The sequence below is a fragment of the Curtobacterium sp. YR515 genome (genome assembly GCF_900113095.1).
Classification (GTDB): Bacteria; Actinomycetota; Actinomycetes; order Actinomycetales; family Microbacteriaceae; genus Curtobacterium.
This window is the reverse complement of sequence record NZ_FOOD01000001.1, coordinates 800,977-827,030: the sequence shown is the minus strand read 5'-3', so window position 1 is coordinate 827,030 and position 26,054 is coordinate 800,977. Positions and strand designations below refer to the sequence as shown.

At 73.9% G+C, this 26,054-nt stretch carries 12 protein-coding genes; 8 read left to right on the top strand and 4 right to left on the bottom strand.

The features are described from left to right. The first annotated feature begins 395 nt into the window (after positions 1-395). Positions 396-1,688: a sodium/calcium exchanger protein gene (locus BM028_RS03835; RefSeq protein WP_254789381.1), complete on the top strand. Its 1,293-nt coding sequence runs from the start codon at positions 396-398 to the stop codon at positions 1,686-1,688. 375 nt (positions 1,689-2,063) lie between these two features. Here the strand turns inward: BM028_RS03835 and BM028_RS03830 are convergent, their stop codons facing one another. Further along, entirely contained in the window at positions 2,064-2,753 is a 690-nt protein-coding gene (locus tag BM028_RS03830; RefSeq protein WP_092384634.1) for a metal-dependent transcriptional regulator, read from the bottom strand. A 22-nt stretch (positions 2,754-2,775) separates the two neighbouring features. Here BM028_RS03830 and BM028_RS03825 point away from each other — a divergent pair, with 22 nt between their 5' ends. The 3 genes from BM028_RS03825 to BM028_RS03815 all read left to right on the top strand — a co-directional run bounded on the left by BM028_RS03825 (position 2,776) and on the right by BM028_RS03815 (position 6,522). Next, positions 2,776-3,660 (top strand): CPBP family intramembrane glutamic endopeptidase, encoded by an 885-nt coding sequence (locus tag BM028_RS03825; RefSeq protein ID WP_175495979.1) that lies wholly within the window; start codon positions 2,776-2,778, stop codon positions 3,658-3,660. 113 nt (positions 3,661-3,773) lie between these two features. Beyond that, on the top strand, positions 3,774-5,579 hold the full coding sequence (locus BM028_RS03820) for a phosphatase PAP2 family protein (RefSeq protein ID WP_092384630.1): 1,806 nt from the start codon (positions 3,774-3,776) through the stop codon (positions 5,577-5,579). 76 nt (positions 5,580-5,655) lie between these two features. After that, entirely contained in the window at positions 5,656-6,522 is an 867-nt protein-coding gene (locus tag BM028_RS03815; RefSeq protein WP_071294440.1) for a L,D-transpeptidase, read from the top strand. A gap of 18 nt (positions 6,523-6,540) precedes the next feature. Here the strand turns inward: BM028_RS03815 and BM028_RS03810 are convergent, their stop codons facing one another. From BM028_RS03810 to BM028_RS03800, 3 genes are all read right to left on the bottom strand, one after another. After that, complete coding sequence (locus tag BM028_RS03810; protein ID WP_092384628.1) at positions 6,541-6,954, bottom strand: hypothetical protein; 414 nt, start codon at positions 6,952-6,954, stop codon at positions 6,541-6,543. Between the two features lie 118 nt (positions 6,955-7,072). Then, positions 7,073-7,867 (bottom strand): methyltransferase domain-containing protein, encoded by a 795-nt coding sequence (locus BM028_RS03805; RefSeq protein WP_092384626.1) that lies wholly within the window; start codon positions 7,865-7,867, stop codon positions 7,073-7,075. 2 nt (positions 7,868-7,869) lie between these two features. Further along, complete coding sequence (locus BM028_RS03800) at positions 7,870-8,667, bottom strand: HAD-IIA family hydrolase (protein WP_070417042.1); 798 nt, start codon at positions 8,665-8,667, stop codon at positions 7,870-7,872. Between the two features lie 178 nt (positions 8,668-8,845). Here BM028_RS03800 and BM028_RS03795 point away from each other — a divergent pair, with 178 nt between their 5' ends. From BM028_RS03795 to BM028_RS03780, 4 genes are all read left to right on the top strand, one after another. Further along, positions 8,846-9,523, top strand: coding sequence for a TetR/AcrR family transcriptional regulator C-terminal domain-containing protein (locus BM028_RS03795; protein WP_092384624.1), 678 nt, complete (start codon positions 8,846-8,848; stop codon positions 9,521-9,523). Positions 9,524-9,551: 28 nt separating this feature from the next. Further along, complete coding sequence (locus BM028_RS03790; RefSeq protein ID WP_092384622.1) at positions 9,552-10,187, top strand: TrmH family RNA methyltransferase; 636 nt, start codon at positions 9,552-9,554, stop codon at positions 10,185-10,187. Positions 10,188-10,371: 184 nt separating this feature from the next. Beyond that, on the top strand, positions 10,372-25,590 hold the full coding sequence (locus tag BM028_RS03785) for a DUF7507 domain-containing protein (RefSeq protein WP_092384620.1): 15,219 nt from the start codon (positions 10,372-10,374) through the stop codon (positions 25,588-25,590). Beyond that, positions 25,587-26,054 carry a hypothetical protein gene (locus BM028_RS03780; RefSeq protein WP_092384618.1) on the top strand — a complete coding sequence of 156 codons (468 nt, stop codon included), beginning with the start codon at positions 25,587-25,589 and terminating at the stop codon, positions 26,052-26,054. The genes BM028_RS03785 and BM028_RS03780 overlap by 4 nt, the downstream gene beginning before the upstream one ends.

Here is a 26,054-nt window from a genome sequence, read left to right as displayed (position 1 = left end):
GCGCGCCGCGCCGCGTTGTTTCGTGAGCAGAAACGGTCGAGTCGGCGGGGGCGACCCGACCATTTCTGCGCACGAAACGCGGTGGGCGCGACCCGACGACGGACGGGAGGCGCAGTGCGGCGCCGCCACGCGCCTCCAGGCCGTTCCGGGGCGGGTCGGGGAACACCGGGATTCGGGATGCCGAACAGGCCGGATCGGCTTGCGCACGCGGATCGGAGCGCGCCAAGGTGGGTGGCGAAGGGGAGTAGCTCCCAGCGCGTGCATCGACACACTGGCCATCACGACGATCGGCCCGGTGCACGTGGCCCTCGAGGCGAGCGAGACCTTCGGCCGTTCCGCCATGGCCGAAGCCGCTCCCGTGTGTGCAGCGTCATGGCTCGACCACGAGGACCACCATGACCGACACCCTGTCTCCTGCTCCGACGCCCGGCGTCGTGGCGTCCCGGATGGGCGCCAGCGCCTGGGGCCGCATCGCGATCTGCATCGCCATCGCCCTGCCCGCCGTCGTCTTCCGGATCGGCGGGTTCGCGCCGAACCCCGTCGTCGACCTGCTCGTCTTCGGCGGTGCCGTCGTCGCCGCCTCGTTCCTGCTCGCCTGGGCCGCCGAGGCCGCGCAGAAGGACATCGCCGGCGCCCTCGCGATCGCGATCCTCGCCCTGATCGCCGTGCTCCCCGAGTACGCGGTCGACCTGTACTACGCGTTCCGCTCCGGGTACGACCCCTCGTACGAGCAGTTCGCCGCGGCCAACATGACCGGCTCGAACCGGCTGCTGCTCGGGTTCGGGTGGCCCCTCGTGGTGATCATCTCGCTGCTCGTGGCGCGCCGGTTCGTCCGGACCGGGTCGCTCCCCGCCTCGGCCACCCGGGTGCTCGAGCTCGAGCGGTCCTCGCGACTCGACATCGGGTTCCTGGCGCTCCTGGCCCTCGTCGCGTTCCTCATCCCGCTGATGGGCTCGATCCCGATGTGGTTCGGGTTCGTGCTGCTCGCCGCGTTCGTCTGGTACCTCTGGCGGGCGTCGAAGGTCGAGGACGGCGACGACGACGAGGAGGAGATGGTCGGCATGGCGGGCAACATCGCCTCGATGCCGCAGCGTGGGCGTCGCTGGACGATCGCGGCGCTGTTCGTCGTCGCCGCGGCCGTGATCCTGTCCTCGGCGGAGCCGTTCGCGGACGCGCTCGTGCAGTCCGGCAGCGCGCTCGGGATCGACAGCTACTTCCTCGTGCAGTGGCTCGCGCCGCTCGCCACGGAGGCGCCGGAGTTCATCGTCGCCGCGCTCTTCGCGCTGCGGGGGATGGGTGGGGCGGCGATCGGCACGCTCATCGCGTCGAAGGTCAACCAGTGGTCGCTGCTCGTCGGGTCGCTGCCGATCGCGCACGTGCTCGGCGGTGGCACCTCGGGCGGGCTGCCGCTCGACGGTCGGCAGGTCGAGGAGTTCATGCTGACCGCGTCGCAGACCGTGCTCGGCGTGGCGATCATCATCGCGCTGCGGTTCCACCGGTGGTCGGCGATCGGGCTCGCGGCGCTGTTCGCGGTGCAGTTCTTCGTGACGGACACGAACGGGCGGTGGGTGCTCAGCATCGTGCACCTCGTGGCGGCGGGGGTGGTGTTCTGGATCAACCGGCGGGAGATCCTGCCGACGGTCACGGCGCCGTTCCGCCGGGCGTCGTCCCCCGCGTTGCGCGGCTGACGCGCGGGCGCGTGGGGCGTACGGCGCGCGGGGGCTGGCACGCCGAGCGGGCGGGATGTGTCACGCTCGGCGCCGCCGGGCGGCACGTCGTGCCCGCTCGGCGGACGTGAGCGGCGGGTCGTGCCCGGTGGGCGGCGGTGGATTCCGCCCGCTGGGACGGGAGGCGCGGCGCGGGCTGGCACCGCGCCTCCCGTTCGCCCGGTGGGTGCGTTCCCACGAGCGGGCGCGACATGCCGTCGGCCGCGCGCCGAGTGGGCAGAAAACGTCTCGCTCGGCGTCGCCGGGCGGCACGTTGTGCCCGCTCGGCGGACGTGAGCGGCATGTCGTGCGACCGCGGTGCGGCGCAGCCGCGAGCGGCGGACGGGCGGGCGGGCGTCAGTCGGCGTCGGGGGCGAGCCAGATCGCGGACGCCGCCGCCGCGGGCAGGTCCACGAGGGACTCCGACCCGTCCGACGACCGCCGGGACACCGCGATCACCCCCGCGTAGTCCCGCACCTGCTCCACCCGCAGGTGCGTCCCGAGCCCGACCCCGAGCTCGTCGAAGTACCGCAGCAGCGAGGGGTCGTCGTCGGACACCCGGTCGACGGTGCCGCACGCCCCGGGCTCGATGGCCCCGAGCAGGGTCCCGGGGGAGTCCGGCACGGTGCCGTCCGCGCGCGGGATCGGGTCGCCGTGCGGGTCGTGCGTCGGGTGCCCGAGGTCGGCGTCGACCCGGTCGAGGAAGGTCTCCGACACCGCGTGCTCGAGCGCCTCGGCCTCGGTGTGGACCTCGTCCCACGAGTACCCCAGCCGCTGCACGAGGAACGTCTCGATCAGCCGGTGCCGCCGGACCATCGCCACGGCGACCTGATGGCCGAGCGGGGTGAGCACGACGCCGTAGTACGGGGTGTGCTCGATGAGGCCGTCGCGGTCGAGCTTCCGGAGGTTGCCCGAGACCGTCGACGCGGACACCTTGAGCGCCGCGGCGATGTCGCGGGTGGCCAGACCTGTCCCGCCGCGCTCACTCGCCTTCCAGACGAGCTTCACGTAGTCCTCCGCCATCGTGGACAGGGAGGGCAAGCGCATGCCCCAATGGTACAAACGGCAGGTGACCGCCGCCGACCCCTCCCGCCGCCGCCGCTGGCCCGTTCCGCCGTCGCTGCTCGTCGGCCTCGCGCCGCTCGTGGTGTTCGCGGCCGTCAGCGCCTGGCGGGCCCGGCCGAGCGACGACTACCCGACCCTCGGGCAGACGGTGGACAGCGTCGTCCGGTCGCTCGTCGTCCCGGAGGGCATAGCCGCCGTCGCACTCTGCCTCGTCGTGACCGGACTCGGCTGGTGGCGCATCGCGACCGTCGACCCGACGCGCACGCGCCTGCGGTGGACGATGGTGGCGCCGATCCTCATCGCGGTCGTGTGCATCGTGCGGCTGCCGCTCGTGGACTGGTCGGCGCTGCCGGTCCGCTACTTCCTCCTGCTCGCCGTGGGGGTGCTGCTCGTCGGGGTCTTCGAGGAGCTGATGACCCGCGGCGTCCTGCTCGTCGGGCTCCGGCGGCGCCTGCCCGAGTTCGGCGTGTGGATCGCGTCGTGCGCGCTGTTCGGGGTGCTGCACCTGCTCAACGCCCTCGCCGGGGCCGGTCTCGGGGTGACGCTCGTGCAGGTCGTGTTCGCGGCGTCGTTCGGCTCGACGCTCTACGTCGCGCGTCGGCTGACCGGGAACCTGCTCCTGCCGGTGCTGCTGCACGCGTTCTGGGACTTCGGGTCGATCGGCCTCTCGGCGACGACGGACGTGCAGGACCCGTCGAAGCTCGCCGTCGTCGGCGTGATCGGGCTGCTGTCCTTCGCGGTCCTCGCGTTCGGGGTCGTCGCCGGCGGGGTGATCGCGTGGCGGGACGACCGGCCGCGCCGCCTGCGGCGCCGGTGGCGGACCGTGCCGCCCATGGGGGCGTACGCGGTGCTGGGCGACGAGCCGCGCCTCCCGTCCGCCGTGTGGTGACGACGGACGGACGGGAGGCGCGGGCTGCGAGTGCGCACAGGCTGCGGTCCGGTTCACCTCGGCTTGGTGCACCGTTCCCCGCTCGGCAACCACCCGTCCTTAGCGTTCGGCGCATGCACAGATCAGCACTCCGCGGGGTGACCGTCGCCGCCGTCGCGACCGCCCTCGTCGTCGGCTCGCCCCTCGTCGCCACCGCGGCGGGGTACCCGAGCGACACCGCCAAGCCCGACCTCGTCTCCCTGCTGAGCGGGTACGACCAGTACTGGAAGTCGAGCGGGACGAACGACCTGCACGGCACCGTGCTCGATGCCGGGACGCTGGCGGAGAACGACCGGCTGACCTCGTGGATCAACCAGCACGCCACGAAGGTGCAGCAGCTGAAGGCGCTGCAGGACTCCGAGTACCAGAACGCCACGAACACCGCCTACGACCAGTCGATGACGGTGTCGCAGGGGCTCGGTCCGGCACTCGAGAAGATCTACGTCGAGGGTCGGAACGCCGGGAAGCTGCCGCTGACCTCGGCGGTGGTGAACTCCTCGAACGGCACGAGCGGCGCGTACGTCAGCACGGGTGACGCGAAGGCGCACTACAGCTACCCGCGGCCGTACCTGCCGGCGAGCAGCACCGCGACGCTGCCCGCGACCGACGACCAGACCGGCTGCGCCCCGGCGAAGGTGAACGCGTCGTCGCTCGCCGCGAACCGCGCCGGCAAGGCCTGGGCATCGGCGGACGGGACGCTCGACATCACGCGGGTGCCGGTCGTCACGGACACGTCGCACGAGTTCTCGCCGAACGACGTCGTGCTCGACCCCGGGTACGGCACCGCCGGCATCTGCACGGGCGGCTCGTACCCGAGCGGTCACACCACCACGGCGTACCAGGCGGGCATCACCCTCGCCACCCTCGTGCCGGAGCTGGCACCCGAGCTGCTCGCCCGCGCTTCCGAGGCCGGCAACGACCGCATCGTGCTCGGCGTCCACTACCCGCTCGACATCATGGGCGGGCGCATCGACGGCGAAGCGGCACTCGCGGCCCGCTGGTCGGACACCCAGTACCGCACCGAGGTCCTCGAGCCGGCGCGGAAGGAACTCGTCTCGTACCTCGAGCAGCAGTGCGGCGACACGCTCGCGAACTGCATCGCCCACTCGACGGCGTACTCGGACGACCCGTACGGCGGGGCCGCGATCCCCGGTGGCACCGCCCAGGTCGTCACCGACCGCGCCTCGGCCGCGGCGGTCTACCGCGAGCGGATGACCTACGGCTTCGCGGCGACCGGCACCACCGGGCTCGCCCCCTCGGTGCCGACCGGTGCGTCGAACCTGCTCCTCACCGCGTTCCCGACCCTGACCGACGCGCAGCGCACCGCCGTGCTCGCCCAGACCGAGATCGCGTCGGGCTACCCGCTCGACCAGTCCGGCTCCGCAGCGGGCTCGTGGGAGCGCCTCGACCTCGCCGCCGCCACGAGCGCCACCGTCGCGGTGTCGGCCGACGGCACCGCGAAGGTCCTCTCGACCGGCGGCACCGCACGCGTCGTGACCGGCGTCCTCACGGCGCCGAAGGGCACCTCGGTCGCTGCCGGAGGGTCGCTCGCGCTGGCCGGCACCGGGTTCACCCCGGGGGCCTCGGTCCGGGTCGTCCTGCACTCCACCCCGGTCACGGTGGGCACGCTCACCGTCGCGGCGGACGGCACGGTGTCCGGCAGCGTCACCATCCCGGCCGGCACGGCCACGGGAGCGCACACGATCGACGTGGTCGACGCCTCCGGCGCCTCGGCGCTCGTCGCACCGCTCGCGATCACGGTGACCCCGGCCGCTGCCGGGTCGGGCACGGGCACCGGTGGCACGGGAGCCGGGACCGGCGGCACCGGCACCGTCGTCGACCCGGGGACGGGCATCCACCTGCCGGTCGTCTCCGGCTGATCGCGGGCCGGCCGGCGTCCGTCCCGTGCGGCGCCGGCCGCCTTCCCGTTCCCGTCACCCCTGGAGCACCCCCCCCATGCGCACTCGCACCCTCTGGACCGCGACCGGCATCGCTGCCGCGGTCGTCCTCGCCGGGGCGGTCGCCGTCCCGTTGCTCGGGTCCACCTCGGTCGCCTCGGCACCCGTTCCGTCGGCGTCGGCGACGCGGTCCCACGTCGCCCCGGCCGTGCCGCACGTCGGGGCCGCCGCGCTCGCCGCACTGCCGGAGGCGCAGTACTCGGCGGTCATCGGCGGGCTCATGCCGTTCGACCGGACCATCACCTCGGACACCGTGTTCCAGCTCCGGGCCGACGCGCCCCTGTTCGGCGCGGCGCGGACCACACCGGTCGCACGGTTCGCCGCCTCCGACTTCCTCCGCCAGCCCACCACGGTCGTCGGGGTCGAGCGCGACGGGGACTGGGAGCGTGTCCTCACCCCGGCGCGCCAGCAGCTGCCCTCGGCCGCCGGGGGATCGGCGGCGGCGCAGACCTCGGCGTGGGTGCCGGTGGCGTCGCTCCGGGAGGTGTCGACCCCGACCTCCCGCGTCGTCATCTCGACGACGGACCAGTCCGTGTCGATCGTCTCGTCGGACGGCGGGGCCGTGCAACGGTTCCGCGCCGGGGTCGGCACGGCGGACACCCCGACGCCGACCGGGGTCACCGGCTACCTCGAGCAGCGGTACGTCGACCCCGCGCAGGGGACCGGCGACCACCCGATCCAGCTGACCTCGCTGCACTCGAGCGCGGCGGACGAGCCGTACGGCGGGCACGACGGCGGGCTGATCGGGCTGCACTGGAACGCGACGACCTCGGGCGCGGTGTCGCACGGCTGCGTGCGGCTCGACGCCGAGGCGGTGGCGGCGGTGGACGCCCTGCCGCTCGGCACCCTCGTCACGGTCGAGTAGGGCGCCGAGCGGCGGCGATCAGCCGGTGGCGCCGCCGATGATCGCCGGACGCTCGAACGGGTCCGCGGTGACGAACGTGACCGCCTGTGCGCGGAACTGGTCGACCCCCGCCGTCGGCAGCCTGACGAAGTCCGTCCACGTCTCGCCCGCGGCGACGAACCGCGAGGCCTGCTGCTCGTCCACGATCACGTGGTCGTCGGGCGTGCCCGAGAACGCCGTCGCGTCGACGACGACGGTGCGGGCCTCGGTGCACTCGATCGTCCAGTGGACCCAGCCCTTCAGGTGGTCGGCGACCATCGTCGTCGTCGAACAGCCGGGGGCTGACGGGTCCCGAGGACCGGGCGCCGAGGCAGACGCGGCGGTGGGCAGTGCAGCGACCGAGAGGCCGAGCGCCATCGTGCCGACCGCGGCGACCGAGAGGATTCGCTTCATCGTGGAACTCCAATCTGATGTTTCAGGAGTTCCGAGTCTGGTGGCGGCGACGCGGTCGAGCAAGCAGGTGGCAACGCGTTGCCGCGCCCGGTGGGCAGCGGCGATCACGGGGTGGGGATCAGGGCTTGCGGCCGACGGCGAAGACCCGCCGGAACGGGTACACCGTGCCGTGCGCCCCCGCCGGGTACGCCGACCGCAGCGCCGCCGCGTACTCCGCCTCGTACGCCCCGGTCAGGGCGCCGGACGGGTCCGCCGCGTCGAGCGCCTGCAGTGCCGGACGGAGCCCGGTCCCGCGCACCCAGTCGAGCACCGGGTCGACGCCCGGCAGGAGCTGGGCGTAGGTGGTCTCCCACGCGCGAGCCTCGAACCCGGCGTCGAGCATGATGCCGAGGTAGCCCGCCGGGTCGAGCACCGGGTCCTCGCGGAGGACACCGGCCAGCGCCGGCGCCCACGGCCCGGAGGCGGCGACGGACCGCATGAGCGCGTGCGACGGCGACCCGAAGTTGCCCGGCACCTGCATCGCGAACCACGACCCGGACGGCATCGCGTCGAGCCACCGCGGCAACAGGGACACGTGCGACGGCACCCACTGGAGCGCCGCGTTCGTCACGACGACGTCGTCCGTGGGGCCGGGTGTCCAGTCCTCGATCGAGCCCAGCTCGAACGACAACCCGGGGCCGGTCGGCGCCGACGCCAGCATCTGCGCCGAGCTGTCGATCCCGACCACCGACGCGGAAGGCCACCGCGCTGCCAACGTGGCGGTGAGGGTCCCGGGGCCGCAGCCGAGGTCGACGACGCGACGTGGCGCCTCCTGGCCCGCACCCGCCGGCCACGCGATCTGCGCGACGAGGTCGTGGAAGGGCCGCGCGCGGTCGTCCGCGAAGGCGGCGTACCGCGTCGGGTCCCAGCGCATCGCTACAGCTCCACCTCGAAGGGTTCGGTGCGGACGAGCTCGTGGACGCCGGAGATGACCTCGCTCGGGCGGAAGGGGTAGCGGTCGATCTCGGCCTGGTCGCTGATGCCGGTCATGACGAGGACGGTGTGGAGTCCTGCTTCGATGCCGGCCTGCACGTCGGTGTCCATCCGGTCGCCGATCATGCCGGTGTTCTCGGAGTGGGCGCCGATCCGGTTCATCGCCGAGCGGAACATCATCGGGTTCGGCTTGCCGACCACGTACGGCTGCTTGCCGGTGGCCTTCTCGATCATCGCGGCGATGGCGCCGGTCGCCGGGAGGACCCCCTCGGCCGACGGGCCCGTCGCGTCGGGGTTCGTGACGATGAAGCGGGCACCGTCGCGGATGAGGCGCACGGCCTTGGTGATCGCCTCGAACGAGTAGTTGCGGGTCTCACCGACGACGACGTAGTCGGGGGCGGTCTCGGTCATGATGAAGCCGGCCTCGTGCAGGGCCGTGGTCATGCCGGCCTCGCCGATGACGAACGCGGAGCCGCCGGGCATCTGGGACTTGCAGAAGTCGGCGGTGGCGAGGGCGCTCGTCCAGATGCGCTCCTCGGGGACGTGGATGCCGGACCAGCGGAGCCGGGCGCTGAGGTCACGCGGGGTGAAGATCGAGTTGTTCGTCAGGACGAGGAACTCCGTGCCCTCGTCGAGCCACTGCTGGATCAGTTCCGGCGCCCCGGGGAGCGCCTGGTTCTCGTGCACGAGCACGCCGTCCATGTCGGTCAGCCAGCACTCGACCTCGTCGCGGGTTGCCATGCCCCTCACCCTAGTGCGCGCCCGTGACGGCCCGGCTCGGCGTCGGCTCGGAGAAGGCCGGGAGGCACGGATCGGCTCTTGCGCGCCGGTCGCGGACCCGAGATGGTCGAGACACCGAACGCCGGTCGGCTTTGCCCTAGGCTTTTCGGGACACGTACTGGAAGAAGGAGGACGCCCCGTGCTCGTCGAACCCGGAACCCCGCCCGTCGCACCCCGGCCCGTCACGGCGCCGGAGCAGGCCGAGGCGACTCCGCGACGGCGCCGTGGCCGCCCCAACGTCCTCAGCCGCGAGCAGGTGATCGACGCCGCGACGACCATCGCGAACGAGGACGGCCTCGACCGGCTGTCCTTCCGCGCGCTCGGCGTCCGGCTCGGCGTCGCGCCGATGACCGTGCACCGGACGATCGGCGGCCTCGACGACCTGCACGCCGAGCTCGTCCGCCGCACGGTCGACGAGTTCACCGCGACGTTCGTCTGGCCGGACGAGTGGCACGCGGTCGTCCGGACGTTCGCCACGACCTTCCGCGACCTCATGCTGACCCACCCCCTCGTGCTCGAGTCGCACAGCCGCCGCGGGGCCCTGGTGTCGACGGAGTCCGACGCCGTCGTGGCGAAGGTCGTCGGTGCGCTCCGGTCGGCCGGCCTGCCCGACGCCGAGGCGATGTACGCGTTCTTCGTCGTGTACGACTTCGTGGTCGGGCACACCGGCGTGCAGGTCGGCCGGGGCTCGGCCGCGGCCGGTCGTCCGGAGCGGCACGAGCTCGTGGCGGAGATCCTCGGTTCGCACTCGTACGAGGACCGGTTCGCGCTGGGGCTCGACGTCCTCATCGCGGGGATCGAGTCCCGGATCCGGTGACCGGCGACCCCGCCGTACGCTTGGGGGCGTGACCGCAGTCCCCGAACCGTCCCACGAGCGGACGACGAACGGGGTCGGGCCGCACCCCGAGCCCTGGCCGGACGACCCGCGGCTCGACCCGGAGCTCCTGGCGACCGGGGACACCCGCAACGTCGTCGACCGGTTCCGATACTGGTCGATGGACGCCATCGTCGCCGAGCTCGACACGCACCGCCACGCGTTCGACGTGGCGATCGAGAACTGGCAGCACGACCTCAACATCGGGTCGATCGTGCGGAGCGCCAACGCGTTCCTCGCCGGCACCGTGCACATCGTCGGGCGCCGTCGGTGGAACAAGCGCGGCGCGATGGTCACCGACCGGTACCAGCACGTCCGGTACCACCCCGACGTCGCCGCCTTCCTCGAGGCCATGCGCGACGAGGGTCGCCCGGTGATCGCGATCGACAACACCCCCGGGGCGTCCCGCATCGAGACGGCGCCGATCCCGGAACGGTGCGTGTTCCTGTTCGGGCAAGAGGGCCCCGGGCTGACCGACGAGGCCGTCGCCGGGGCGGACGGACACCTCGAGATCACGCAGTTCGGGTCGACGCGGAGCATCAACGCCTCGGCGGCCGCGGCGATCGTCATGCACAGCTGGGTCGTCCAGCACGCCGCCACCGACTGAGGGTTGTCCCCCGAACGGGGTGAATCGCAGGGTGAAAAACCCCCGTTTGCGCGACGGGTGTCAGAGAAGCGACAGAAGATCGACAGGACGACCTGTGAGGCGGTCGTCACATCCCTGATCCCACCAGGCAGCGTGGACCCGACCACTCCCAAGGGTCTGTTCGTCGTGCCCGGAAGGTCACTGCTTGCTGCTCGCACCCCGTCCCCGCCACCGCGCGGAGACCATCGCCCGTCCCCGCTGGTTCCGTGGGATCGCGATGGCGCTCGCCGTGCTCATCCCCACCGCGGGCGTCGCACTCGGCACCGAGGGCGTCGCCCAGGCCGCCGTCGTGCAGTGGGGCACCGGCTCGGACCAGTCGCCGAACTACCAGGCGACGGTCAACGGCGACTTCACGATGACGGGCAACGGCGTGCTCGCCTGCACCGGCTCCGCGCTCACCGCGACGAACACCAGCGGCAGCTGCACGGACCTGCACGCCAACAACCCCGGCACGGGCGTCTCCACGTCGTACAACGACTACTTCAAGATGGTGAACTCGAACACCGTCTCCGGCTTCACCACGAACTCGTCGACCGGCGCGCTGACGATCCCGGCCGGCGCCACCGTCGCGAAGGCGTACCTGGACTGGAGCGCCAACACGGGTGTCTTCACCGGCGCGGGCAACGTGACCTGCTCGGGCAACTCGGCGAACGGCTCGCAGTGGTACGCCACCCGACCGGACGCCGCCGCGGGCTACCGGACCCAGGGCGTGCAGTTCAAGGTCGGCTCCGGCGCGATCCAGACCGTCGCGCCGCAGGCCCTGCTCGAGGACCCGGCGTCGCAGGCGAGCGCGCTGTACTACTCGGCCTCCGCCGACGTCACGAGTGCGTTCGCGAACGCCACCACCGGGTCGGCCCTCACCATCAGCGCCGGCAACATCTGGGCAGCGGTCGGCGCCGGCTGCTACGCGGGCTGGTCGCTCACGGTCGTCTACGACTACGGCAAGTACGTGCCGGGCAACGCCGCGAGCGCCCCGCACCGCGTCATCTACTACCAGGGCCACGTGCGCGAGGCAGCGTCGGACAGCCCGCTCACCGTCAACTTCACCGGGTTCTCGGCGCTGCAGCCCGGTGTGAAGTTCGGCTACACGCTGTACGAGGGCGACCGCGGCATCACGGGCGACTACATGCGGTACACCCCGCAGGGCGGCAGTCCGACCGAGGTGCTCAACACGAAGAACGCCTCCGGCAACATCGGTGTCGGCCAGGCGGACGGGTCGGTGCGGTACACGCAGACCGGCGACACGTCGACCTTCACGAACCAGAGCGTCGACGTGCACACCCAGACGCTCAGCGGGGTCGACAAGGGCGACACGTCGATGACGCTCACCGTCGGCACGAGCGGCGACTCCTACCTGCTGCAGAACGCCGTGCTGTCCGTCCCGACCGCGGCGCTCAGCGTGGTGAAGACCCTGGACGGCAGCACGAACGACCAGTACCGCACCGCGACCGAGAACACCTCGTTCACGATCACGGTGACGAACAACGGCTCGGTGTCGCTGTCGAACATCCAGCTGACCTTCCCGGACACCGAGTCCTGCACGCCGTCGACGACGATCGCGGGGCCGCTCGCCTCCGGAGCGACCGCCACGGTCCGGTGCACGGGTCCGCCACCCACCGCCGCGTCCACCACGAGCTCGGTGACCGCGACCGGTCAGGTCACCAGCGACCCGACGATCACCGTCACCGACACGAACGCGACGAACACGTACCTGTCGTCGCTCGCGCTCACGAAGACCTCCGCCCTCGCCTCCGGCGCCACCGGCAAGGCGGGCGACACCGTGAACTACTCGTTCACCGCCACGAACACCGGCACCTCGCCGCTCACCGGCGTCGCGATCACCGACCCGCTGTCGGGTCTCTCCGCGCTCGCCTACGGCACCTGGCCGTCCGGCACCAGCGGGACGCTCCAGCCCGGCCAGGCCGTCACCGCGACCGCCACCTACACGCTGACGCAGACCGACGTCGACGCCGGCTCGGTCGCGAACACCGCCACCGTCACCGGCACCGACCCGGACGGCGGCCCGAAGCCCAGCGCGACCGCGTCGCGCACCCAGCCGCTGACGGCCGCGAACGCCCTGACGCTGACGAAGGCCGGCGCCCTCGCGTCCGGGAGCACCGGTCGCGTCGGCGACACCGTGAACTGGACCTTCCGCCTGACGAACTCCGGCGCGCAGACCATCACCGGAGCCGCGATCACCGACCAGCTCGCCGGCGTCTCCGCCATCGCCTACGGCACCTGGCCGTCCGGCACCACCGGCCGACTCACCCCCGGGCAGACCGTCACCGCGACCGCCACCTCGACGCTCACCCAGGCGCAGGTCGACGCCGGCACGCTGACGAACACCGCGACCGCCGCCGGTCGGAGCGCCACCGGCAGCACCGTCACGGCGCCCACCGCCACCGCCACCGTCGCGATCCCCGCCGCGAACGCGCTCGTCCTGACCAAGAGCGGCGCCGTCGCCGCCGGGTCCACGGGCAAGGCCGGCGACACCGTGAACTGGTCGTTCACCCTGCGCAACACCGGCAACCAGACCGTCACCGCCGCGTCGATCACCGACCGGCTCGCCGGCGTCTCCGCGCTCACCTACGGCACCTGGCCGTCCGGCACGAGCGGCACGCTCGCGCCGGGGCAGACGGTGACCGCCACCGCGACCTCCGCGCTCACCCAGACCGACGTCGACGCGGGCAGCGTCGTGAACACCGCCGGAGCCGCGGCGAAGGGCGCCACCGGCGGCACCGTCACCGCGCCGGACGCGACGGCGACCGTGGCGGTGACCGATGCCTCCAGTCTGACCATCGTCAAGGACGGGACCCTGGCGTCCGGCGCGACCGGGCGGGCCGGTGACACCGTGTCCTGGACCTTCACCGTGACGAACGCGGGCAACCGCACCCTCACCGGCGTCACCATCGCCGACCCGCTCGCCGGGATCTCGGCGATCACGTACGGCACCTGGACCTCCGGCACGACCGGCAAGCTCGCGCCGGGCCAGTCCGTCACCGCGACGGCCACCTCGACGCTCACGCAGGCGCAGGTGAACGCCGGCTCGATCACGAACACCGCGACCGCGAACGGCAGCAACCCGTCCGGCACCGCCGTGACGAGCGGCCAGACCTCGAAGACCGTCAACATCGCGGCCGCGCAGAAGATCGCCGTGACGAAGACCGGCGCGCTGGCGACCGGCGCCTCCGGCAAGGTCGGCGACACCGTGAACTGGCAGTTCAGCTCCACGAACACCGGCAACACCACGCTGTACGGCGTCGCGATCGCCGACGGGCTGAGCGGCATCTCCGCGCTGACCTACAGCTGGCCCGGCACCACCGGACAGCTCGACCCGAACCAGACCGTCACCGCGACGGCCACGTCCACGCTCACCCAGGCCGACGTCGACGCCGGCAGCGTGGTGAACACCGCGACCGGTGCGGGCAACACCCGGGCCGACGGCTCCGGCCAGCCCGCGTCGTCGACGACCTCCGCCACCGTCGCGGTGTCGCGCGCACCGGGCATCGCGATCGCCAAGACCGGCGCGCTGGCGTCCGGGGCGACCGGCGCCGTCGGCGACACCGTGGACTACACGTTCACGGTCCGGAACTCCGGCAACACCACCCTCACCGGGGTGACCGTCGCCGACCCGCTCACCGGGCTGTCGACGATCGCGTACTCGTGGCCGGGCACCGCCGGGCGACTCACCCCCGGGCAGAGCGCCACGGGGACGGCGACCTACAGGCTGACCCAGAAGGACGTCGACGCCGGGTTCGTGCAGAACACCGCGACGGCGACCGGCACCGCCCCGAACGGCACCACCGCGACGAACGCCGCCACCGCGAGGACGACCGTGCCCGCGACGCCGGGGATCGCGGTGTCGAAGACCGGCGCGCTGGCGTCCGGCGCGACCGGTCGCGCCGGTGACACCGTGGACTACACGTTCACCGCGCGGAACACCGGCAACCAGACGCTCACCGCCGTGCGCATCGGCGACGCCCTCGCCGGTGTCTCCACGCCGGTGTACGGCACCTGGCCCTCGGGGACCGCGGGCACCCTCGCTCCGGGCCAGACCGTCACGGCCACCGCGACGTACACGCTCACCCAGGCCGACGTCGACGCGGGCAGCGTGGTGAACACGGCCCGCGCGACCGCGACCACGCCCGCGCAGGGGTCCGTCACGGCGAGCAGCCCGAACACGCTGCCCGTCCCGTCGTCCGGCGCCCTGTCGTTCACGAAGACGGGTGCCGTCGCGGGGTCCGGTTCGCCGACCGCCGGTGGCACCGTGAACTGGACGTTCAGCGCCCGGAACACCGGCAACGTCACGCTCACGGGCGTCGCGATCACCGACCAGCTCGCGGGGCTGTCGGCGATCACGTACTCGTGGCCGGGGACCACCGGACGCCTCGCGCCGGGGCAGACCGTCACGGCCACCGCGACCTCGACGCTGACCCAGGCGCAGGTCGACGCCGGGACCGTCCGGAACACCGCGACCGTCGCGGGCACCACCCCCGGCAACACCCTGGTCTCGCAGGCGACCGCCGCGTCGGTGTCCGTCGACCGGACCGTCGCGATCAGCGTCGCGAAGTCCGGCGCGCTCGACGCCGGGTCGACCGGCACCGCGGGTGACCGCACCACCTGGACCCTGCGCATCACGAACACCGGGACCACCACCCTGACCTCGGTCGGGGCGACGGACTCGCTCGCCGGGCTGTCCGGGCTGACGTACTCGTGGCCCGGGACCGCCGGCACGCTCGCCCCGGGGCAGACCGCGACCGCGACGGCGACCGGCACGGTGTCCCAGACCGACCTCGACGCCGGCTCGGTGACGAACACCGCGACGGCGACCGGTTCCGGCCCGTCGGGCACCTCGACCGCCACCGCGCAGGGCTCCGGCACCATCCCGCTCACCGGGTCGCCCGCGCTCGGGTTCACCAAGTCGGTCGCCACGGGCACCGGGTACACCGGCCGCGCGGGCGACACCCTGGACTACACGTTCCGCGCCACGAACTCCGGCAACCAGACCCTGACCGGCGTCGCGATCACCGACCCGCACGCGGGGCTCGGGACGCTGACGTACACCTGGCCCGGTGCCGCCGGACGACTCGCACCGGGGCAGTCCGTGACGGCCACCGCGTCGTACACGGTGACCCAGGGCGACGTCGACGCGGGCACCGTGGCGAACCGTGCGACCGTGTCCGGCACCACGCCGCAGGGGACGGGTGTGTCCACGCCCGCGACCGCCGCGCAGACGATCACGCCGGCGCCGGGCATCGCGGTGTCGAAGAGCGCCGTCGTCGGGGGGACCGGCGCCGCGGGCGACACGGTCACGTACCGCTTCGACGTCGCGAACACCGGCACCACCACGCTCACGGGCGTCGGGGTGCGCGACCAGCTGGCCGGGCTGTCCGGGATCACGTTCGGCACGTGGCCGTCCGGCACCACGGGCACCCTCGCACCCGGGCAGACCGTGCGCGGGACCGCGACCTACGCCGTCACCCAGTCCGACATCGACGCCGGCAGCATCGTCAACACCGCGACCTCGGCGGCGACCACCCCGACCGGCGGCACCGTCCGGGCCACCGGCGCGGCCACGGTCACCCCGGCCTCGGGTGCACCGGCGATCTCGCTCGCGAAGACCGAGCGCCTCGCCACGAGTGCCACCGGCGTCGCGGGTGACACCGTCCGGCTCGGGTACACGATCACGAACAGCGGCAACCAGACCCTGACGAACGTGACCCTGACCGACGAGCAGTCCGGCCACTCCGCGTTCACCTACGGCACGTGGCCGTCCGGCACCGCGGGGACCCTCGGCGTCGGGCAGTCCGTCACGGTCACCGCGACCTACACGCTCACCCAGGCGGACGTGGACCGGGGCACCGTCTCGAGCGACGCCGCCACCACGGCTGTGTCGCCCGGTGGCACCACCGTCCGCGCGACCGACACCGGCTCGGTGGGCACGAAGCGCACCCCGGCGGTGTCCCTGACCGAGACGGGGTCCGTCACGAGCGGGTCCGGCGGCGTCGGCTCCGTCGTCACGTGGACGTACCAGGCGACGAACACCGGCTCCGTCACGCTCACCGTGCCCGAGGTCGTGCACGCCCTCGGCGGGACGGTGACGTACGCCTGGCCGAACGCGCCGAACACCCTCGCACCCGGCCAGACCGTCACCGCGACCACCACCTCCACCGTCACCCAGGCCGACGTCGACGCCGGCGCCCTGGTCGACACCTCCTCGGTCACCGGCACCGCACCGACCGGCACCGACCCGGCCACCGTGTCCGCCACGGCCGCCGCGACCGTCCCCACCTCGAGCGCGGCACCGGGGCTCGCCGTCACGAAGGCCGAGACCTTCGACGCCGACGGCTCGACGACCCGCGCAGCGACCGCGGGCGACCAGGTCGACATGCGCTACGTCGTCACGAACACCGGCAACGTGACGCTCACCGTCGTCGGCGTGCAGGACGCCCAGCGCGGCATCTCGAGCGTCGTCTTCGCCGACGGCGACACCACCATCACGCTCGCCCCCGGCCGCTCGGCGACCGCCACGGCGACCTACACGCTCAGCCAGTCCGACGTCGACGCCGGCGGCATCCGTTCGGCGGCGACCGCGTTCGGCACCACCCCGGCCGGCACCCGCGTCACCGCGACCGCGACCGACGGCGTCACGATCACGCCGACCCCGGCCATGACGCTGACGAAGACCGCCCGCTACGGCCAGTCCGCCGACGGCGCCGTGCAGAGCGGCCGGGTCGGCGACACCGTCGTCTTCTCGTTCCTCGCGACGAACACCGGTTCCGTCACCCTGAGCGGTCTCGCCCTGCGCGACCAGCTCATCGGGCTCGGCGCCTCGACCCCGGTCACCGACGCGGCGGCCGCCGGCCGGCTCCGCGACCTCGAGTGGTCCGGCGGCACGGCCGGGTCCCTCGCACCCGGCGAGCGGCTCCGGGCCACCGCGCGGTACACGGTGACGCAGGCCGACGTCGACGCCGGCGCGATCACGAACACGGCGACCGTCACCGGCACCACGCCCGCCGGAGCCACCACGAGCCGCGACGCGACCGTGACGATCGCCACCGACGCCGACAACACCGCCGCGATCGGCATCGTCAAGGACGCGTCCGTCGCGGGCTCTGGTGGTGCGCCCCGCCCGGGCGACCCGGTCGACCTGGCGTACACCGTGACGAACACCGGCGACTTCACGCTGACCGGCGTGGGCATCACCGACGCCGGTGCCGACCCCGGCGACGGCGCCGTGACGTACGGCACGTGGCCGTCCGGGACCACCGGCACGCTCACCCCCGGCCAGACCGTCACCGCCACCGCCGTGCACACGCTGACACAGGCGGACATCGACGCCGGGTACGTCACGAGCCCGGCGACGACCCGCGGCACCCCCTCCAACGGCGGCGCGGCCGTCACCGCGACGAGCTACCGGACGGTGCCCGTCACGCAGGTGAACACGTTCGACTTCACGAAGTCCGGCGTGCCCGCGGGCAGCAGTGCGGCTCTCGGCGACGACCTCCGCTTCACGCTCACCGCGCGGAACACCGGCAACACCACGCTCGACCTGCTGCAGATGACCGACCAGCTGCAGGGCGTCGGGGTGCTGTCGTACACGTGGCCGGACCCGTCCCGCCCCGGGGTGGTCGGACCGGGCGAGGTCGCCACGGCCACCGCGGCGTACACGATCAGCCAGGCCGACGTGGACGCCGGCAGCGTCGTGAACACCGCGAACGCCGTCGCCAGCCCGCCCGCGGGCGCCGCGATCACGAAGACCGCCACGAGCACCACCGCGGTCGACGCGAGCGCCCCGACGATCACCCTCGACAAGACCGAGGCCGTCGCCGACGGGTCCGCGGGCGTCGCCGGTGACACCGTGCGCTTCGGGTACACGATCACGAACACCGGTACGACGACGCTGACGGGCGTCGGGCTGACCGACGAGCAGCAGGGGCTGTCCGGCATCGTGTTCGGCGCCTGGCCCTCCGGGACGACCGGCACGCTCGCCCCGGGCCAGTCGGTGACCGCGACCGCGAGCCACCGGCTCACCCAGGCGGACGTCGACCGTGCCGCGGCGGACACCGACGGCCACGTCGCACTGTCCAGCGGTGCCACCACCACCGCGACCGACCGGCGCAGCGGTGCCGCGGTCTCGGCGACCGACGACGGCAGCGTCGTGCTCGACCCGACCTCGGCCGTGTCGACGCGCAAGACGGCCGCGGTCGTCGGCGCCGGCGACGTCGGTGCCGTTCGGGTCGGCGACGTCGTCCGGTACACGGTCACGGCGACGAACGCCGGGCAGACCACCCTCACCGCCGTGACGGTCGACGACCCGCTCGACGGGCTCGGCACCCCCACCACGACGTGGCCGAACGCCACCGCAGGGACCCTCGCGCCCGGCCAGGCGGTCGTCGTCACGGCGGACCGCACGGTCACGCAGGACGACGTGGACGCCGGGTCGATCGCGAACACCGCGACCACCACGGGCACCACTCCCGCCGGCACGACCGTGTCCGGATCGGGGACGCGCACCGTCGTCACGACGACCGGAGCGCCGGGCATCGGGATCCAGAAGACCGAGACGAACCGGGGAGCGGGCGCCGCCGGCGACACCGTCGACCTCACGTTCACGGTCACGAACACCGGCGACGTCACGCTCAGCGGCGTGGGGGTCACCGATTCGCAGCAGGGTCTGTCCGCCGTCCGGTTCGACGCCTGGCCCGGTGGCACCGCCGGACGCCTCGCGCCCGGGCAGTCCGTCGTCGCCCACGCCACGTACACGCTCACGCAGCAGGACGTCGACCGCGGCAGCATCGCGAGCACCGCGACGACCACGGGCACGCCGCCCCGCGGCGCCGACGTGGCCGCGTCCGACGACGGCGGCGTGACCGTGGCACCGCGCGGCGCCCTGTCGATCGACAAGACCGGCAGCCTCGGCGGCTCGACGGGTGCGGTCGGCGACACCGTCCGCTACACGTTCCGCGTCGCCAACACCGGCACCGTCACCGTCAGCGGGGTCGAGGTCGCCGACGTCCTCGCCGGGGTGTCCGACGTCGAGGTCGCCGACTGGCCGACCGCCGCCGGACGGCTGGCCCCCGGGCAGGTCGTCACCGGTACCGCGACGTACCGCGTCACCCAGGCCGACGTGGACGCCGGCAGCGTCCTGAACGACGCCACCGTCACCGGCCGCACCCCCGCGGGCGACACCGTCACGGCGTCCGACGCCGCGACCGTCGCGCTCGCCACGGCCGTGCCCGGCATCCGGCTCGACAAGACCGAGCAGCTCGCCGGCGGTGCGACCGGCACCGCGGGCGACACCGTGCGGTTCGGGTACACCATCACGAACACCGGCACGGCGACGCTGTCCGCCGTCGCGCTCGAGGACGCCCAGGCGGGGCTGTCCGACATCGTGTTCGGCACCTGGCCGACCGCCGTCGGCACCCTCGCGCCCGGCGGGTCCGTCACGGCGACGGCGTCGTACACGCTGACCCAGGCGGACGTGGACCGCGGCAGCGTCGCGAGCACCGCGACCACGACGGGCACGGGCCCGACCGGCACCCGGGTCGGCGACGCGGCGCAGGGTTCCGTCGCGCTCACCGCGGCCGCGGGCGTCGGCGTCACGAAGCGCGCCGCGTACGTCGACGGTGGCACCGGCCGTGTCGGCGACACCGTCCGCTACACCTTCACCGTCACGAACACCGGCCAGGTCACGCTCGGCTCGGCCCGCGTGACGGACCGCCTCACCGGACTCGGCACGATCACGGTGGGGGCCGGCCCGAACGGCGACGGCTCGCTCGCACCGGGACAGTCGACCACCGCGACGGCCGGCTACACGGTGACGCAGGCCGACGTCGACGCGGGCACCGTCGTCAACCAGGCGACCGTCACGGCGACGCCGGCGCGCGGCGCGGACGTCGCGGCATCCGACAGCGCGACGATCCGCACGGACGACGGAGCGCCCGCGATCGCGCTGACGAAGACCGAGCAGCGCACCACGACCGGCACCCCGGCCGTCGGTGACACGGTCCGGCTCGGCTACACGATCACGAACACGGGGAACCAGACGCTCCGGGGCGTCGTGGTCGCGGACGCCCAGACCGGCACGAGCGCGGTCACGTACGGCACGTGGCCGGGCACCGCGGGCACGCTCGCTCCGGGCCGGTCCGTCACCGCGACCGCGACGTACGCGCTCACGCAGGCGGACCTCGACGCGGGTCGCGTCGCGAGTGCCGCCACCGCCACCGGCACGGCACCGACGGGAGGCACGGTGCGAGCCACCGACACCGCCGGCGTCGACCTCGCCCAGGCTCCAGGGCTCACCCTGCTCAAGCAGGGTCGGCTCGCGCCCGGTGCGACCGGGTCCGCGGGCGAGGGCATCCGCTACACCTTCACGGCCACGAACACCGGCAACGTGACGGTCACGCTGCTCGACCTCATCGACCGCATGCCCGGTCTCAGCGACCCGACCGTCGACGAGTGGCCGGGAGCGGTCGGCGTCCTCGCCCCGGGCCAGACCGTCACCGCCTCGGCGACGTACACGATCACGCAGTCCGACGTCGACGCCGGCGCCGTCACCAACACCGCGACCGTCGTGGGGCGTGCACCCGACGGCTCCGACGTGACCGGGACCGACGGCACCACCGTCGAGACCGCCGCGTCCGGCCCGCGCATCGGCGTGGTGAAGACCGCGGCGCTCGCGAGCGGGGCGGCCGGTGTCGCCGGCGACCGCGTCGAGTACACCTACGCGATCACGAACACCGGCAACGTCACCCTGACCGGCGTCACCGCCCGCGACGACCAGACCGACGCGTCCACCGTCGTGTACGACACGTGGCCGGGCACCGCCGGGCGCCTCGCACCGGGGGAGACCGTCACCGCGACGGCGTCCCACGTGCTCACCCAGGCCGAGGTCGACCGCGGCACCCTGACGAGCACCGTCACGGCCACGGGCAACGCCCCCGGCGGCACCGGCGTCAGCGACGCCGACACCCGCTCGGTGACCATCGCCCCGTCGCCGTCGATCACGCTGTCGAAGACCGCCGCGTACGCCGACGGGGGGACCGGTCGCGTCGGCGACACCGTGCGCTACGCGTTCCGCGCGGAGAACACCGGCAGCGTCACCCTCACCGGGATCACGGCGTCCGACCGGCTCGCCGGGCTCTCCGCGATCGACGCCGACTGGCCGGGCACGGCGGGGACCCTCGCGCCGGGCGCGGTCGTCACCGCGACGGCGACGTACACGGTCACCCAGGCCGACGTCGACGCCGGCAGCGTCGTCAACCAGGCGACCGTCGTCGGCAACCCGCCGACCGGCGCACCGGTGACCGCGACCGACGGCGCGACGATCCGCACCGCAGACCCGTCCGACGCGATCGCGCTCGTGAAGGACGAGCGCGTCACCTCGGGCACCGGGGTCGCCGGTGACACCGTCACGCTCACGTTCACCGTCTCGAACCCCGGGAACCGCACGCTCACCGGCGTCACGCTCGACGACGACCAGACGCGCCTCGGCGCCGTGACGTACGGCACCTGGCCCGGCACCGTCGGCACGCTCGCGCCCGGGCAGTCCGTCACCGCGACGGCCACGTACACGCTCACCCAGGCGGACGTCGACCGGGGCTCGATCGCGAGCACCGCCACGACGACGGCGACCGTCCCCTCCGGCGAGGTCGTCACCGCCACGGCCGACGGCGGTCTCGACACCGTCCGCACCGGGTCGTGGACGTTCGACAAGACCGGCGTGCTCGCGGACGGCGACCGGGGCGACCTGGGCGACCGCATCGACTGGACGTACCGGGTGACGAACACCGGCACCGTCACGCTCACCGACGTCTCGGTCGCGGACGCCCTGCCCGGGGTCTCCGCGCCCGTCGTCGGGACGTGGCCGAACGGCACCGCCGGGCAGCTCCTGCCCGGGCAGTCGGTGACCGCCACGGCACGCTCGACCGTCACGCAGTCGGACGTCGACGCCGGCAGCGTCGTGAACACCGCGACCGCCGACGCCACCGTGCCGACCGGCGTGAGCGACCCCGGTCCGCAGCGGGACGCTGCGACGGTCGCGCTGCGCGCCTCGACCCAGCAGATCGCCGTCACGAAGACCGCGAGCCTGGCCGACGGCGCGACCGGCAGGGCCGGCGACACGGTCGAGTTCGGCTACGTCGTGACGAACACCGGCACGTCGACGCTCCGCGGTGTGACGCTCGCCGACGCGCAGACCGGCACGTCCGCGATCACGATCGCCTGGCCGGGGACCACCGGGGTGCTCGCACCCGGGGAGTCCGCACGCGCCTCCGCGACCTACGCGCTCACGCAGGCCGACGTCGACGAGGGGACCCAGGCCTCCCGGGTCACCGCGACCGGCACCGCACCCGGTGGCGCGACCGTCGACGCTGCCGACACCGCCGCCGTCGCGATCACCGCGCGACCAGCCCTGGAGCTGGCCGAGCAGGGTGCGCTCGCACCCGGCGCGACCGGCGCCGTGGGCGACACCGTGCAGTGGACGTACACCGTGACGAACTCCGGCACCGTGTCCCTCGACCGGACTGCGATCGCCCAGCAGCTCCAGGGCACCGGCGACGTGACGTTCGGCACCTGGCCCGGCACCCCGGGCGCGCTCGCACCGGGGCAGACCGTCACCGCGACGGCGACCTCGACGATCACGCAGGCCCAGTTCGACGCGGGACGGGTGACCAACCCGGCCACCGCCTCCGGGACCGCGCCGGACGGTGCCGTCGTCACCGCCGACGCGACCGCGACGGTCGAGACCGGCTCCGCCGACGCCCGCATCGGGATCACGAAGACCGCCACGCTGCCGGACGGCGACACCGCCCCGCGGGCCGGCGACGTCGTGACGTTCACCTACCGGGTGACGAACAGCGGGACGTCGACGCTCTCCGGCGTCACGGTCACCGACGCGCAGGACGGCGTGGGCGCCGTGTCGTACGACTGGCCCGGGACCCCGGGCACGCTCGCACCGGGGCAGGTCGTCACCGCGACCGCGACGTACACGCTGACCCAGGCGGACGTCGACCGCGGGAGCACCGGCAGCGCGGCGACCACGAACGGCACGCCGCCGTCCGGCACCGACGTCACGGCCAGCGCGGACGCGACGCTCGTGCTGCCCGGCGCCCCGGCGCTCACCGTCGGCAAGGACGGCGCGCTCGCGGACGGTGCGGCCGGGTCCGTCGGCGACACCGTCGACTACCGCCTGACGATCCGGAACACCGGCACCACCACCCTGCGCGACGTCGCCGCCAGCGACCCGCTGCCGGGGCTCGGCGCGCTGGCGTACCCGGACGGGTTCGACGGCACGCTCGCCCCCGGGGCCGACGTCGTCGCGACCGCGGCGTACACGGTCACGCAGGACGACGTCGACGCCGGCAGCGTCGTGAACACCGCGACGGCGACGGCGAACCCGCCGACCGGTGGCCCGGTCTCGGCCGCGGGCAGCGCCACGGTGCCCCTCGCCGCGGCCGACGCCGGCATCGACATCGTGAAGACCCAGCGCCTCGCCGACGGTGCCCCGGGGCGTGCGGGCGACCAGGTGGCGTTCACGTTCACGATCACGAACACCGGGGCCGCGACCCTCCGCGGGGTCACCGTCGCGGACGGCCAGCCCGGCCTCGGCGCGATCTCGGTCGACTGGCCTGCGACGCCCGGTGTCCTCCGACCCGGGCAGACCGCCACGGCGACGGCGACGTACACGCTGACCCAGCAGGACGTCGACCGCGGTTCGGTCTCGAGCACGGCGACCACGACCGGCACGAGCCCGGCCGGGGCGACCGTGCGGGCCTCGGACGCCGGGTCGACCACCGTCACCGGGACCCCGGCCCTGACCGTCGCGAAGTCCGGCGCACCCGCGTCCGGGACCACCGCGGGCCGTGGCACCGAGCTCCGCTGGACGATCGACGTCCGGAACAGCGGCACCGTCACGCTCACCGGGGTCGCGGTCACCGACGACCTCGCCGGCTTCCGGACCACCGACACGGCGTGGCCGGCGGCGGAGGGCACCCTCGCGCCGGGCGAGACCGCTCGGGTCACGGGCACGAGCACCGTCGGCCAGGCGGACGTCGACGCCGGCGGGGTCGTGAACACCGCACGGGCGACCGGCACGGCACCGGACGGCGTCGTGGTGGACGGCGGCGGCGCCGCGACGGTCCCGACGGGCACCGCGGCCGCGGGGATCTCGATCGTGAAGACCGCGACCCTGGCCCCGGGGACGACCGGCGCCGCCGGCGACACCGTCCGGTACCACTACGTCGTCACGAACGGCGGGGACACGACCCTGCGCGGCGTCACCGTGCGCGACGCCGGAGCGGGGGTCTCCGCGATGACCTACGCCTGGCCGGGCGAACCGGGCGTGCTCCTGCCGGGGGAGACCGTCGAGGTGGACGCGACCGTCGTCGTCACCCAGGCGGACGTGGACGCCGGGTCGCTGTCCTCGCCGGCGACGGTCGTCGGCACCGCTCCGGGTGGCAGCACCGTCACCGACACCTCCGAGGCCGGGGTCTCCCTGCCGAACGCGCCGCACCTGACGCTCGACAAGCGCGGGGTGCTCGCGGCCGGGGCGACCGGCGCCGTCGGGGACCGCGTGGACTACACGTTCACCGTGACGAACGACGGCTCCGCGCCGATCACGGGCGTCACGCTCGACGACGGCCTCGCCGGGCTCACCGACGTCACCTGGACCTGGCCGGGCACCGCCGGCACGCTCGCCCCCGGTGAGCAGGCGACAGGCACCGCCGGCTACCGCATCACCCAGGCGGACGTCGACGCCGGCGGCGTGGTGAACACCGCGACCGTCGGTGGCACCGGACCGGACGGCACCGACGTCACGAGCGGGGCCTCCTCGGCCACCGCACCCGTCGCCGGCCGCGGCTCGCTCACGATCGACAAGACCGTGCAGTACGCCGCCGGGACCGACGGCGCCGTGGGGCAGCAGTTGCAGTACGGATTCACGCTCGTGAACACCGGCACCGTCACCCTGCGCGGCGTGCACGTCGACGACCGGCTCGCCGGGCTCTCCGACGTCGCCTACGGGCAGTGGCCCGGCGCCGCGGGCGTCCTCGCCCCCGGGCAGCGTGTGACCGCCACGGCGACCTACGTGGTCGGTCAGGCCGACGGCGCTTCGGGTAGCGTCGAGAACAGCGCGACGGCGATCGGGACGCCGACGCCCGGGACCCTGCCCGGCACCGGCCCGATCACCTCAGCGCCCGACACCGTCCGGATCGCGGTCCACCCGGCCGCGGGGGTCCCTGCCCTCGCGTTCACCGGGTCCGACCCCGTGCCGGCAATCGCCGTGGCCGCACTCCTCGTGGCACTCGGCATCGCAACGGCGGTCATCGGGAGCCGCCGTCGCCCCAGGAAGGAACACCGATGACCCTGCGCCCCTCGCGCTCCCTGTCCGTCCGGCTCCTGGCACTCGCCGGGGTCGCCGCCCTCGGCGTCGGCCTCGCCGGCTGCTCGGGCGGTGACGGCCCCGACGGGAAGCCCTCGGCGTCCTCGACCACGGCCGCCACGGAGCGTCCGGCGATCACCGACGTGGAGACCCCGGCCGGTGGCACCGGTGACTTCGTGGGCGCGAAGTCCGACGTGCAGGTCACCTCGTGCAAGCGCTCCGGCTCGTCGTGGGCCGTCGCCGGGACCGTGAAGAACCCCGAGAAGACGGGCCAGGGCTACCGCATCTACGTCTCGCTGCTCAAGGGGCAGTCGGACACCCGCGCCGTGAAGGAGGTCGACGTCGCCGCCGTCGGCGCCGGTGCGTCGGAGGACTGGGACACCACGATCGACACCTCGGAGAGCGGCCTCTCCTGCGTGCTGCGCGTGGAGCGCTTCGCGGCCTGA

Excerpts from the sequence above, each read along its gene's own strand:
- BM028_RS03835 (WP_254789381.1), top strand. The coding sequence starts at position 396 with ATGACCGACACCCTGTCTCCTGCTCCGACGCCCGGCGTCGTGGCGTCC.
- BM028_RS03820 (WP_092384630.1), top strand. The coding sequence starts at position 3,774 with ATGCACAGATCAGCACTCCGCGGGGTGACCGTCGCCGCCGTCGCGACC.
- BM028_RS03810 (WP_092384628.1), bottom strand. The coding sequence starts at position 6,954 with ATGAAGCGAATCCTCTCGGTCGCCGCGGTCGGCACGATGGCGCTCGGC.
- BM028_RS03805 (WP_092384626.1), bottom strand. The coding sequence starts at position 7,867 with ATGCGCTGGGACCCGACGCGGTACGCCGCCTTCGCGGACGACCGCGCG.
- BM028_RS03780 (WP_092384618.1), top strand. The coding sequence starts at position 25,587 with ATGACCCTGCGCCCCTCGCGCTCCCTGTCCGTCCGGCTCCTGGCACTC.
- BM028_RS03815 (WP_071294440.1), top strand. The coding sequence starts at position 5,656 with ATGCGCACTCGCACCCTCTGGACCGCGACCGGCATCGCTGCCGCGGTC.
- BM028_RS03830 (WP_092384634.1), bottom strand. The coding sequence starts at position 2,753 with ATGCGCTTGCCCTCCCTGTCCACGATGGCGGAGGACTACGTGAAGCTC.
- BM028_RS03800 (WP_070417042.1), bottom strand. The coding sequence starts at position 8,667 with ATGGCAACCCGCGACGAGGTCGAGTGCTGGCTGACCGACATGGACGGC.